At 63.2% G+C, this 13016-nt stretch carries 10 protein-coding genes; 2 read left to right on the top strand and 8 right to left on the bottom strand.

Translation table 11 applies throughout. The features are described 5' to 3' along the window. Positions 1-334: 334 nt before the first annotated feature. The 4 genes from M1D34_RS19575 to M1D34_RS19560 form a co-directional block, all read right to left on the bottom strand. A complete protein-coding gene (locus tag M1D34_RS19575; RefSeq protein ID WP_004434817.1) occupies positions 335-1105 on the bottom strand; it encodes a slipin family protein in 771 nt (256 codons plus the stop codon). Then, positions 1102-2484: an NfeD family protein gene (locus M1D34_RS19570; RefSeq protein ID WP_015242952.1), complete on the bottom strand. Its 1383-nt coding sequence runs from the start codon at positions 2482-2484 to the stop codon at positions 1102-1104. Before M1D34_RS19570 ends, M1D34_RS19575 begins: the two co-directional genes overlap by 4 nt. A 183-nt stretch (positions 2485-2667) precedes the next feature. Continuing rightward, positions 2668-4131: an FAD/NAD(P)-binding protein gene (locus M1D34_RS19565; RefSeq protein WP_498784312.1), complete on the bottom strand. Its 1464-nt coding sequence runs from the start codon at positions 4129-4131 to the stop codon at positions 2668-2670. A gap of 133 nt (positions 4132-4264) precedes the next feature. Further along, on the bottom strand, positions 4265-5668 hold the full coding sequence (locus tag M1D34_RS19560) for an FAD/NAD(P)-binding protein (RefSeq protein ID WP_498783788.1): 1404 nt from the start codon (positions 5666-5668) through the stop codon (positions 4265-4267). A gap of 564 nt (positions 5669-6232) precedes the next feature. On the opposite strand from M1D34_RS19560, the gene M1D34_RS19555 reads away from it, so the two are divergent. After that, positions 6233-7444, top strand: coding sequence for an SfnB family sulfur acquisition oxidoreductase (locus tag M1D34_RS19555; protein WP_498783787.1), 1212 nt, complete (start codon positions 6233-6235; stop codon positions 7442-7444). A 672-nt stretch (positions 7445-8116) separates the two neighbouring features. Here M1D34_RS19555 and M1D34_RS19550 read toward each other — a convergent pair. The 4 genes from M1D34_RS19550 to M1D34_RS19535 form a co-directional block, all read right to left on the bottom strand. After that, positions 8117-8572 (bottom strand): RrF2 family transcriptional regulator, encoded by a 456-nt coding sequence (locus M1D34_RS19550; RefSeq protein ID WP_015242948.1) that lies wholly within the window; start codon positions 8570-8572, stop codon positions 8117-8119. Positions 8573-8899: 327 nt separating this feature from the next. After that, positions 8900-10330, bottom strand: a complete 1431-nt coding sequence (gene der / locus M1D34_RS19545; protein ID WP_127642923.1) for a ribosome biogenesis GTPase Der — start codon at positions 10328-10330, stop codon at positions 8900-8902. Between the two features lie 177 nt (positions 10331-10507). Next, entirely contained in the window at positions 10508-11176 is a 669-nt protein-coding gene (locus M1D34_RS19540) for a tetratricopeptide repeat protein (protein ID WP_013850540.1), read from the bottom strand. Positions 11177-11262: 86 nt separating this feature from the next. Beyond that, positions 11263-11847: an NnrU family protein gene (locus M1D34_RS19535; RefSeq protein WP_014527084.1), complete on the bottom strand. Its 585-nt coding sequence runs from the start codon at positions 11845-11847 to the stop codon at positions 11263-11265. A gap of 159 nt (positions 11848-12006) precedes the next feature. Here M1D34_RS19535 and M1D34_RS19530 point away from each other — a divergent pair, with 159 nt between their 5' ends. After that, entirely contained in the window at positions 12007-13011 is a 1005-nt protein-coding gene (locus M1D34_RS19530; RefSeq protein ID WP_498783783.1) for a polysaccharide deacetylase family protein, read from the top strand. Positions 13012-13016: the final 5 nt, after the last annotated feature.

Here is a 13016-nt window from a genome sequence, read left to right as displayed (position 1 = left end):
TGTTTGCTCTCCTCATCCCTGTGACAAGCACACTAGGGCATATACACATCTGATCCTCTCACGGCCATTGCCTTGGGGCAGATAACCGGTTTTGACTTCGCATGCCCAAAACGATGCCACGGGCAGAACGCAGAAGCGGAAGCGAGGGCCCGCCGCATATATTCTCCCCCCTTGTGGGGGAGACGACAAGCGGCTTGACCTCACCTATGAATCTCAACAGGCCTTAGATCACGATGTTTTTAGGTCGGGTCGACCTAAACATGAACGTGATCGATTCCAAAAAGTTAGAGCGGGATGCGGGCGGAAAACCGCACACACTTTTCCTCATCCCGCTCTAGGAGGAACCCTCCTTCTTCGTCGCCAGCATGTCGGCGATCTCCATCGGGAACGGGAAGATTATCGTCGAGTTCTTTTCGCCGGCGATGACATTCAAGGTGCTGAGATAGCGCAATTGCATCGCCTGCGGTTTCCGGGCGAGAATTTCGGCCGCTTCCAGCAGTTTCGCCGCGGCCTGCTGCTCGCCCTCGGCATTGATGACCTTGGCGCGCCTTTCGCGTTCTGCCTCGGCCTGGCGCGCGATCGCCCGGATCATCGATTCGTTGATGTCTACATGCTTGATCTCGACAGTAGCGACCTTGATGCCCCATGCGTCGGTCTGCACGTCGAGGATCTTTTGAATGTCCTCGTTCAGACGGTCGCGCTCCGCCAGCATCTCGTCCAGATCGTGCTTGCCGAGTACGGATCTCAGCGTCGTCTGGGCGAGCTGGCTCGTCGCGGCCATGAAATCCTCGACCTGGATCGTCGATTTCTCCGCGTCGATGACCCGGAAATAGATCACTGCACTGACCCGCACCGAAACATTGTCGCGCGAGATAACGTCCTGGCTGGGCACGTCGAGAACACGGGTCCTGAGATCGACGCGCACCATCTGCTGCACATAGGGAAGGAGCAGGATCAGCCCCGGCCCCTTGACGCCGGTGAAACGGCCGAGCGTGAAGATCACGCCGCGTTCATATTCCCTGAGGATTCTGATCGCGTAGGCGACGACGATCAGCAGGAACAGGAGCGCGGCGGCAAAGGGCGCAAGATTTCCAAGCCAGGTCATGAGCGGTCTCCATCTCCTCCGGGCGCAGCGTTGCGCGCCACCTTGAGCGTGAGGCCCTCACGGCCGACGACCATGACGTCCTCTCCCGGGCCAAGCGATTCATTGCTGACGGCTCTCCACCGCTCGCCGTGGGCAATCACGTAGCCGTCCGCTCCCGCCCAACTGTCGACCTTGCCGGAAATGCCGATCATCTCTTCCGCCCCGGTGGCGACCTTGTGCCGACGCGAAACAAGGGCGAGACGGGCGACCAGCAGGCTGAACGCGAGGCTGGCTATCGCAATACCGCTCAGTGCAGGCCAGGACACCTGCAGTCCGGGCATATCCGTATCGAAGAGAATGGCAGCGCCCAGCACCAGGGCCACGGTACCGCCGAGGCCGAGCACGCCGAAAGACGGCGCATGCGCTTCCGCCACCAGCAGCCCCGCCCCGAGGAGGATGAGGCCGACGCCGGCATAGCTCACCGGCAGCACCGCAAGCGCGTAGAGACCGAGCAGGAGGCTTATGCCGCCGATTGTACCCGGCACCACTGTGCCGGGCGCGAGAAACTCGAAGATGAGCCCGTAGATTCCGACCATCATCAGGAGGAGTGCGACGTTCGGATTGGTGATCACCGACAGCAGGCGCGTCCGCCAGTCCGGCGGCAGATCCTCTATGGCGAGCCCGGACGTATCGAGCCGGACGTCGGATTGGCCGATGCGGACGGCGCGGCCGTGGGCCTGCTTCAAGAGGTCGTCGACGCTGACGGCGGTGAAGTCGATGACCTGCTCGCGCGCGGCTGCGGCGGAGGAAAGGCTCGCGGCCTCGCGCACGGCCCGCTCCGCCCAGTCGACGTTGCGGTTGCGCAATTCCGCGAGGCCGCGGATATAGGCGACCGCATCGTTGATGAGTTTCGCTTCGCCGGCATTGGCCGGTTTGCGAGGCTCCGGCTTGTCCGGATCGCCAGGCTTTTCCTCGCCTTCCTGCTCGTCATTGCCAAACAATCCTCCGCCGATGGCGATCGGCGTCGCGGCGCCCAGATTCGTCCCCGGCGCCATGGCCGCAATGTGGCTCGCATAAAGGATATAGGTGCCGGCGCTTGCCGCCCGCGCTCCGCTGGGAGAGACGAAACTCGCGACCGGCACAGGCGAATCGAGGATGGCGCGTATGATGTCGCGCATCGACGTATCCAGTCCGCCGGGCGTGTCCATCTGCAGGACCACCAGCGCGGCGCCCCGATCCCTGGCCTGCTGAAGGCCGCGCGTCACATATTCTGCCGCGGCGGGGCTTATGGCGCCGTTGACGTGCAGGACGAGCGCCGTGCGCTCGGCTCCGGGCACCGGCGTGACAGGAAATGCGAAGGCCGACAGGAGACTGAACAACAGGATGAGGATGCGGGCCATTCGCCGTCGATACCTCACGGTTTCTCGTCTGCGGGCGCAGGCGGATAGCTGCAAACCACCTCGCCCGCTCCACCTTTCGTCGAAAAATCAACGCATCCCAATATAGTGCAGAATCGCGGAAAGCGTAAGCGATGCCGCAGGCATGCTGCCGCAGAAGTTGCATCGGCGTTGCCGGGACGGGCGTCAGCCGGCCGGTGCCGCGGCCGAGTGCGGACGCGCGCCCCGGTGCACCCGGCGCGCCTGCGCCAGCGCGGCTATCTGCGCCGCCACGAAAATGGCGTGGTCGTTGACCTGCGGCAGGCCCATGAGTTCGCCAAAGGTGCCGCGGGCGAGAGGACCGGCGACGAAGAGGTCGTCCACCTCCCTGCCTTCGCTGTCGAGCGCCCTGCTGGTTTCGCTGCAGGCGAGGCCCAGTCCGACCGTGTCGGGGCGCAGATAGCCTGCGGCTCCGAGCGACTCCAGCCAGGACTGGCTTTGCAGGATCGACCGGTGCGCCGGGCCGGTGGTGATCACCACGGCGTCGAATTCCCCTTCTTCCGTTCCGCCGGCCCGCCGCCTCCGGAAAGTAACCGCGACATTCTTGCCGACGCGCGCAATATGAGCGATCGAACCGGCGAGGACGCGTATATCGCCGTCCCTCAGCCCCGCGCTCACGACCGCATCGATTTGCGGAGCCACACGAAAACGGTGCACATCCCAGAAAGGCCGCACGTGACGGACAAGCCGCCGCCGCTCGGTCATGGGCAGATTGCGCCAGATCTCACCGCCTTGTGCTCTGAGCGCATCGAGGACCGCATGCCATGTAAAGCCTTCCGCTTCCGCATCGAGGATCGTCCGGCGCACCTGGGAGAGCAACTTCGCTGCCGATCTCCAAGGCCGCGAGACGAAGTCGCCATAGGGGTCCTGCGCCCGGTCGGCATGTCCACGCGAACGCAGACCCCTGCGGGAAAAGGCGGTGATCGGCCCTTTGTGCCCGCGCCTGCGCAGAGTGGCGATCACGTCGGCGGAAGTCAGTCCCGTGCCGATGATCAGCACGCGGTCACCGGACCGGATCCTGTCGAGCGCATCCGGCTCGGTCGAATCCGGTACGTACCGTGGGTGCCCGGCGAGGACAGCGCCGATGCCCGCGGGCGCCTCCGGGGCCGGATGCGTGGTCGCCACCACCAGCACGTCGGCACGGCTTAGCGTCCCGCCGTCGCCGCGAACTGCCCAGGCCGCTCCCTGACGCTCGACGGCGATCACCCTCTCCCGATGGTGTGCGATGCGCCCGTGTTCCAGGAATGGCGCGATCGCCTCGGCGACATAGCGACCGAAGAGCTGCCGGGCGGGATAGAGATGGCCGTCGCGGGCAAGCGCCTCGGGATCGTCGCGCGGTTCGCCCCGAAGCTCGAGCCAGCGCATGAAATGGTCGGGATCGTCCGGATCGATGCTCATGCGCGCGGCCGGGACATTGACGCGATGCGCGGGCTCCGCGGTATCATATGCAAGGCCGTATCCCAGCCGCTCCCGCGGCTCGAAGACGGCAATCTGCCAGCCATCCATGGCGCGATCCCGCGCCAGGTGCGTCGCGACCACGGCACCGGTGAAGCCGCCGCCGATGATTGCGACCGTCGGGCGCGTGCTGTAATGGTCGACGGCATCCATCATATCGAAGACCTGCTGCGCAGCGACGACCGTGCCGTCGTTGAGTCTACCGTGTGAATTTGCCTGGCCGCTACTGCCCACAGCGGTCCGGGTGATCGGCATTCGTCGACCACCAATCCGGCCGCCGAGGTCGCGTCTATCCGGCTTTCAGCGCCAGTCGCTTGCCTGTCGCGATAAGCCTTGCTGCCGCATAGGTCTGGGTGACGATCTCAGGTACGAGGTCGATGTCGGGCAGGCTCCCCAATCCGAGCGGACCGATCGCGAAGAGGTTCGGCGTGCGTCCACACGGGCTCAAGACTTCTCCCGTCGGACTGACCGCTATGCCGAGCTCGAGTTCATCGGGTTCGGCAAGCCCGCCCGCAAAAAGACTCCGGAGCAACGGTGTACCAAGGTCCGGGGCGGAACAGCGGCATTCGATCACCTGATCGGCCCTGAGCAGTTCCTCGGCATGCTGCCCCGCCCAGCGCACCATGATGCCTTCCGGCAGGCGCCGCCCCGCCCGCCCGCGGCGAAGCACGGTCCGCCCCTCGGCAAGTTCCTGCTGCAGCCGCGCATGGACAGCCGCCGGGAGGCGGTTTCTGTGGCTGTCGTAGATGGCCCGCAGGTGACGGTTGAACTGCCGCTTTTCCTGCGCCGAGAGCGATTGCCAGAGCGAGCGCGCCCGCCGGCGCAGGCCGTTCATGGCAGACTGCCAGCTTTGCCCCTTCGCTTCGGCTTCGGCGCAGGCCTGACGCACGAACCGAACGATCCGGCGCAGGCCCTGCGGCATCGGATCGACGGGGAAACTCGGGGCTGCTGCGAGCTGCGTATGCGCCTGCGGCAGGAAGCCGTGGAGCGAAACGAGCGTGACTTTTCCCGCATAACCGTTATCGCGCATCTGGAAAAGCTGGTCGACCACGCGAATGCCGCTGCCGAGCAGGACCGCGTGGCGCGGGTCGACGAGGCGGCGCGTCCGCATAAGCGGTCGCTCCTCGTCAGAAACCTCGAGGTCGCGTGGATGCACGCCGAAGCCCGTTGCAAGAATGACGATGTCGCATGCGTCATGTCCGCCGTCACGCACAAGGCTGAAGCGACCACTTGCGAGTTTCCGCAAGCCTGTGACCTGCTCGTGGGAGAACCTCACGGTGATGTCGGAACGTCGGGCAAGCGCCTCGGAAAAGCGCTGATGCACGTAGTCGCTGAAGATGCCTTTCGGCACGAAAATCTGCCGAAAGCCCGGAATTGCCGCCGGAACGGCTGTTCGGAACTCATCGTTGGCGCAAAGCCAGTCGTTGAAATCGTCGGGCTGGCCGGCCGCGACCGAGAGGTCGCGCACCCGGCTGTTGAGAATCTCGCAGCGCTGCGCCGCGGAGAAGGCCTGGCCGCCGCTGATCGATGGATGCGGGTCGTACATGGTGAGGTGGAAAGATCCCCGCATCGACTTCATCAGCGCGATCGCCATCATGATGCCGGAAAATCCACGGCCGACGATCGCAATCTCCGGCTTCGAGGACGAGGCGGCCGTCGCTGACCTGTCGGCAAACAATCCAAGAACGGTCATGTGAGCTCCTTTCGCGAGCTGGCTGTCGCTCCGTGATCTGGGCAACTCTTAAGCAGGACTTCGAGACACACAAAAGCTCTGGTGAATTTCACGGGGTCGTATACCGCTCGCCCGTCGGGATTTTCCGGATCGACGCGCCAGCCAAAGAACGCCTTGCACCGCCTCCTTCCCGCTTCACGCGAAATAATTCTCCGGCCGAATACCGCCTAGCGCGCGCAATGGCCGCTGCAGGACTTCCAGTTCTTGCATGTTGTACCCTGAAATCGACTCCGACGTAAGAAACATGCGGCAACGTTTCGGCTTATGGTGGTCATCCTTTTCGGAGTAATCTATAATTTTTATATTCTATTGCAAAGTTGGCCAACGGCAAGCTATTTTGTCGAGGGGACGGCAACGGCACGCCGTCGACACGCATACCCCGCTGTTTTGCAAGGGAATTTTCTTACTCCAGGCAATCACCCCTACCGAGCGCCCACCTGCGTGACCGCTTCCGGGAGGGGCTGGAAGAAAATAGCGTCTGCTCCATACTAGAGGGCGGCGGCAATGCTCCACGGAGGGACAAGGATGGGGAACATCTCGCAATTCGCCGGAAAGACCAAGCCGACGCCGCACCGCATCGAGAGCGAGGAAGAGGCCCTGGCGATTGCAAGGGAGTTGGCGCTCCGGTTCTCCGACCGCGCCAGCGAGCGCGACCTGGAGCGCGTCCTTCCTCACGACGAACTCGACCAGTTGGCCCAATCGGGACTGCTGGCGATCAGCATTCCATCGGAATACGAGGGCATCGACGTCTCCAACGTCGTGCTTGCCGAGATCACGGCGATCCTGTCGGAGGCCGACAGCTCCATTGGTCAGATCCCGCAAGGCCACTTTTACGTCCTCGAGGCGCTGCGTCAGCATGCCACCGAAGAGCAGAAACAGTTCTTCTTCGGTCGCGCCATGGCAGGCGACCGATTCGGCAGCGCACTTTCGGAAAGCGGCGACAAGATCATCGGCGACGACAAAACCCGGATCACCGGGAATGGCGCCGGCTACCGCATCAACGGCCGGAAGCAATATTGTACGGGCGTTCTCTTCGCCGACTGGCTCGCGATCTCCGCGCTCGACGCCGCCGACCGCATGACCATTTCGTTCGTTCCGCGCGCAGCGGACGGCGTCCGGATCATCGACGACTGGGACAGTTTCGGACAGCGCGTCACCGGCAGCGGCACCGCGGTTCTTGAGAACGTTCATGTGGATCTCGGTTCTGTCGTGCCGCATCACCGCGGCTTCGAGCGACCGAATACGATCGGTTCCGTCGGCCAGATCATCCATGCCGGCGTCGATCTCGGAATCGCGCGGGCGGCCTTCCGGGAGACCCTCGATCTCGTCCGAGACGCGGCAGCTGCCAAGGGCAACGGCCTGGAGCGGGCATCGGAGGATGCTTTGACGACCGCCAGGGTCGGCGAAGTCGCAATACGCCTCGAGGCGGCCACCGCGCTCATCGAGCATGCCGGTCGCAAGGTCGATACCGCTCAGGTCGATCCGACCGAGGAACACGCGGTCGAAGCCAGCCTCTCGGTTACCGCCGCCAAGGCCCTTGCCGCCGAGGCCGCACTGGAGGCAGCCAATGCGCTTTTCGATCTCGCCTGCTCCGCCTCTGCCAAAGTCGCGCTCAATCTCGACCGCTATTGGCGCAACGCCCGCGCCCACACGCTGCAGGACCCGGTGCGCTGGAAACATCACCTCGTCGGCAACTACCACCTCAAGGGCGTAAAGCCGCGCAGCGGGTTGCTGTGAGGACGAACGGTCGCATTGATGACTTCAAGGAGTGGACGTTAACCATGTCTGCCGCGGGGGACAGCGCCCTCCGCTCGCATGCCTGTGCTTGTCACAGGGATGAGAGCAGCGCCGCGTCTGCGGCGCGGAAAAGCCTTTTCAGCCCAAGGACTTGGGCTGGTTGGATTCCTGTGACAGGCACAGGAATGAGGAGTTGGAGAGGAGTGGCGTTAGACCGATGTCTGCTACGGGCATGAGCCCCGCTTATAAGACGTATCGAGAGGACCGCACCCTCCGCTCTCATCCCTGTGCTCGTCACAGGGATGAGAGCAGCGCAGCGTCTGCGGCACGGAGCAGTCTTTTCAGCCCAAGGACTTGGGCTGGCTGGATTCCTGTGACAGGCACAGGAATGAGGCGTTGGAGAGGAGTGGCCTTACACCAATGTCTGCTGCGGGTATGGAAGCCCGGCTTGTAGGACGGATCGACGGACCGCACCTCCACCCTCATCCCTGTGCTTGTCACAGGGATCCAGCAGCGCCGTGTCTGCGGCGCGGAAGAGTCTTTTCAGCCCAAGGACTTGAGCTGTCCGGATGCTGTGACAGGGCACAGGAATGAGGCGTTGGGGAGGAGTGCGTTATACCGATGTAACGGGCATGAGCCCGGCTTATAAGACGTATCGAGGGGGCCGCGCACTCAGCCCGCTTCGCTGAGAAGCGGGGCTACGGCGGCTTCTCTCTCGCTTGCTGCAAATTGCGCGAGCGTCATGTTGTCGAGGATGTCGGCCACGGCATCGCGCACGACGATCATCGAACGGCGCACGTGACAGGTTTCCGGGTCCGAACAGTCGTCGCAGACTTCATAGGCCGTGCGGCTCGCACAACGGATCGGCGCCAGCGGTCCGTCGAGCGTGCGGATCACCTGACCGACGCGGATCTCGGATGCGGGCCGCGCCAGCGCGTAACCGCCGCCGGGGCCTTTCTTCGAGCGAAGAAAGCCGGCATTCCTGAGTTCGAGCATGATCGTGTCGAGAAACTTCTTCGGCAAGTTGTTGCGAAGGGCGATTTCCGTGATGAAAGCCGTTTCGCCCGGCTGAAGCTGGGCAAGATCGACCATCGCCTTCAAACCGTACTTTCCTTTTTTTGTCAGCATGAGAACATCGCTTTCGAGAAGAAGGCTCGCGGCAAAACGAAAAAAGCACGCGATCTTATCCGCGACCGCGACCCAGACACATCGATCCCGATCACGCGGATCGTCCAAATCTCGAGAGCCATGTGCCGTTTCCCAGCCTGCCGAGCCAATCTGCCACGGCTCGCTTACTTCGGCATCCTAGGATTCAGTTATAGATCAAGCCTAAAGTGGCGGCAAGGAACTCAATTCACCTGCTACATAGATTTACTCTAATTAGCGCCGCATATCGCATCAACAAGCGCCGCAGTGCGAAACGAATCGTGAGTTCTTCTGCTGCCGCCGGAGCTCTCAGCGCCTTTTGCGCGCCTTCGACTCGAAGGGATTCTCCGACGCTCGGAAATGCACGCGGATCGGCACGCCCGGCAGGTCGAAGTCGTTTCGCAAACCGTTGATGAGGTAGCGGGTGTAGGACTCCGGCACCGCCTCGGGGCGTGTGCAGGAAATCATGAAACCCGGTGGCCGCGCCTTGACCTGCGTCATGTATTTGAGCTTGAGGCGGCGGCCCGAGACGGCCGGCGGGGGATGCTGCACCTGCTGCGATTCCAGCCACCGGTTGAGGCGCGCCGTGGAGATGCGCCGGTTCCAGACCTTGTCCGTTTCGATGATGGCCTGCATGAGCCGGTCGAGGCCATAACCGGTGTGCCCGGAAATCGGCACTGCACGGATGCCGCGCGCCTGCGGCAACAGCCGCTCGGTCTTTTCGCGCAAGTCTACAAGCAGTGCCTGCCAGTTCTCGACGAGATCCCATTTGTTGAAGGCAAGCACGGCTGCACGCCCCTCGCGCAGCACCAGATCGACGATCTGCAGGTCCTGCTTCTCGAAAGGGACCGTGGCGTCGAAGACGATGACGACGGTCTCGGCGAAGCGGATCGCCCGCAGCGCATCCGCAACCGAGAGCTTTTCGAGCTTCTCCTGAACCTTCGCCTTGCGGCGCATGCCGGCCGTATCGAACATCTTTATCGTGCGGCCGCGCCAGTCCCATTCGACGGAGATGGAGTCGCGGGTAATGCCCGCCTCCGGCCCCGTCAGCAGCCGGTCTTCGCCAAGGAACCGGTTGATCAGAGTCGACTTTCCGGCATTCGGCCGGCCGACGATCGCCACCCGGAGCGGCTTGGTCTCGTCATAGGCGGGCTCGACCTCTTCGTCCTCGGTACCTTCACCGGCAACGGGGCGGATATCCACATTCGTCTCGGCAACGTCTTCCGCCGGCGGGAACGCCCTCTCCTCGCCGAGGGCGGCGACGATCGCGTCGCGCAGATCGAGCATGCCCTGGCCGTGTTCGGCCGAGATCGGGCAGGGTTCGCCGAGGCCGAGCGTGAAGGCGTCGTAGAAGCCGCCCTCGGAGCCGCGCGCCTCGGATTTGTTGGCGACGACGACGACGGGCTTGCCCCGGCGGCGCAGCATTTCGGCGAGCGTCTGATCTGCCGGCGTCAGGCCGGCCTTGGCATCGACGACGAAGAGCGACAGATCCGCCTCGTCGATGGCCGCCTCGGTCTGCGCCCACATCCGCCCCTGCAGGCTGTCGGGTGACGATTCCTCGAGACCGGCCGTATCGATGATGCGGAACTTGAGGTCGACCAGCTTCGCGTCGCCCGGACGCCGGTCGCGGGTTACCCCCGGCGTATCGTCGACGAGCGCCAGCTTCTTGCCAACCAGGCGGTTGAACAAGGTGGACTTGCCGACATTGGGGCGCCCGATAATGGCGACGGTGAAGCTCATCTTGACATCCGTGCTAAAGCGCCTCGCGTTCAGTGGAACTCACGCGACGCGCTTTAAGTTTCTGTTTTTGTGCATGCCGCTATCCGAAAACCGCTAGGCACTTCGGGCGACATGCTTTTCTTGTGCATGTCGTCATCCCAAAACCGCTGCGCACTTTTGGGCGACATGCTTCTAGCGTCAGGCCTTGCCTGTCGACGCGATCACATCCAGCAGCATCTGCGCCCGATTCATGATGCCGCGCGGGCTTTGCGCATCGTCGACGATCTGCTGGAACCAGCTCTTCGCCTTGGCATAGTCGCCGGCCTTGTAGGCCGAAAGGCCGAGCGCCTCGCGCGCCGAATGACGCATGGCATTCTGCGGAACGGCCAGTTGCTCGACCTCGGATGACACCTGCTCGTAGGTTCCCGCATCGATAAGCAGATAAGCCGCCCGCAGCCGAGCCGCATCGCGGAGCGCGGCCGGAATACGCGTATCCCTGCCGATCCCGGAGAACGCGGCGACTGCCGCATCCGTTTCACCCTTTTGCGCCTGCAGCGTCGCAACGCGCAGCTGCGCCAGAACCGGATAGGATCCGTAACCGTCCTTCTCGAGTTCCGTCAGAGCGGCGAGCGCCTCGTCCGACTTGTTCTCCCGGGCAAGGTTGAGCGCCGCCAGGAAGGTGTCGCCCGATTGCGACGAGGAGGCTTCCTGCCAGTAATCGTATCCGACCTTGCCGACGGTGCCGAGCACGATCAGAACGGCAATCCCGATGATGATGCCGCCGAAGCGCGTCCAGACGGCCTTCATCTGGTCCGAACGGAGTTCGTCGTTGACCTCGCGGATAAAGCTGTCGTCCTGGTTTACCATGTCCCGTCCCGGCCACCCGGCCCTGATCTGAAGAAGTTGGCGCGTTCTACCCGATTTTGCGCCTGATGTAAGGGGGAGATCGACATTTAGAGGACGACCGGCTGAACGCCTATCAGAAGCTCATGCAGCTTCCAGACGAAGAGCACAAAGGCGACGAGGCCGATAACGACCGCCAGGACGTCGTTGCGCGCCGATTTGAACACGGGAAGCACCTTCTCGCCCGCGCGCTCGCGCCGTTTCAGCGAGATGCGCAGAATCACCGCCCAGGCGAGAAAGGAACCGAAGAGCAGGACCGAGGACGTCTCGCCATTCGCAAGGAGGTGCGCCAGCGCCCATATCTTGATCGAGAGGACCTGCGGATGCTTCAGCGCGACGGCGATGCGGCCCGCCGGCAGGAAGCCGGCGGCAAGCACGATGAAGGCGACGAGCATCAGCAGAAGGGCGATATGGCGCAGGAATATCGGCGGATCGTAGAGCATGCCCGTTTCGCCACGCGCCTGACCGAAGCCGTAGATGATCAGACAGAGGCCGACGAGGCTGACGATCGTATAGAGCCCCATCCATGTGCCCTTGCCACGGCTGTCGATGATGCCGGCACGAAAGCCGGGCGCAACCACGCGGACGAGGTGCATGCCGAGAAATATGATGATGCCGAGAACGAGTATGGCCATGGGTCACCGCTTGTTCGAGATGTCGGACCGCTACAGCGCCGCGCTTTGCCGGTCCACCTAACTACGCACTACCTGCGATAGCGCCTATTTTCCAGCCCAATCAAAGGATTGCCGCAATTTGCGGACAACTGCGACGAAACCAAACGTCACAGTTGAAACATGATTCGTATTTCTCTGGCTTTATCACTCGCTCTTTTTCCCGCTCTCGCCCTCGCCGATCCGCCGCCGGCACCCCCGTCGCCGAGCGGCAAACAGCTCGTCGTCATCTCCTTCGACGGCGCGCACGACAACGCGCTTTGGGAGAAAAGCCTTGCCATGGCAAGGCGAACGGGCGCGCATTTCACCTATTTCCTCTCCTGCACCTTCCTGATGACGAAGGCCGACGGGAAGCAGACCTACCGGGCGCCCGGACAGAAGCAGGGACGTTCGAATGTCGGCTTCGCACAAAGCCGCGAAGAGATCGCGGTCCGCGTCGGCCACATCTGGCAGGCGCATCGCGAAGGTCACGACCTCGGCAGCCACGCCTGCGGCCATTTCGACGGCAAAGGCTGGAGCAAGGCCGATTGGGAGCGGGAGTTTTCCGCCTTCCGCGTGGCGCTCGCCGAAGCCTGGAAGAAAGCCGGCAAGCCGGAGGCCGAGCCGGAAGGCTGGGCCGATTTCGCGAAGAACGGCATCAAGGGCTTTCGCGCACCCTACCTGTCACTCAGCGACGGCCTGGTGCCTGCACTCGAGGCGTTCGGTTTCAGCTATGATGCTAGCCTCGTGACCAAAGGGCCCGGCTGGCCCAGCTTCGCCGGCGGTCTGCCGCGCTTCGGCCTGCCGCTCATTCCCGAAGGTCCTTCCCACCGGCCGGTTATCGGCATGGACTACAATCTCTTCGTCCGCCATTCGATGGGAGTCGAGAACAAACGCGACAGCGCCCGCTTTGAGGAGCGGACGCTTGCGGCGTTCCGCAATGCCTTCCGGAAGGAATATGAAGGCGAGCGAATCCCTCTTCAGCTCGGCTTCCACTTCGTGGAAATGAACGGCGGCGCGTATTGGCGGGCGCTCGATCGCTTTCTCTCGGAAACCTGCAGCAAGCCGGACGTCGCCTGCGTGAGCTATGCCGAAGCGTTGCCGATTATCGAGGCTGCGAGAAGGAAGGCGGATCGCTCCGCCTTCTGATGCCC

This window comes from Ensifer sp. D2-11, assembly GCF_054161295.1.
This window is presented reverse-complemented; position numbering and strand designations above follow the sequence as displayed.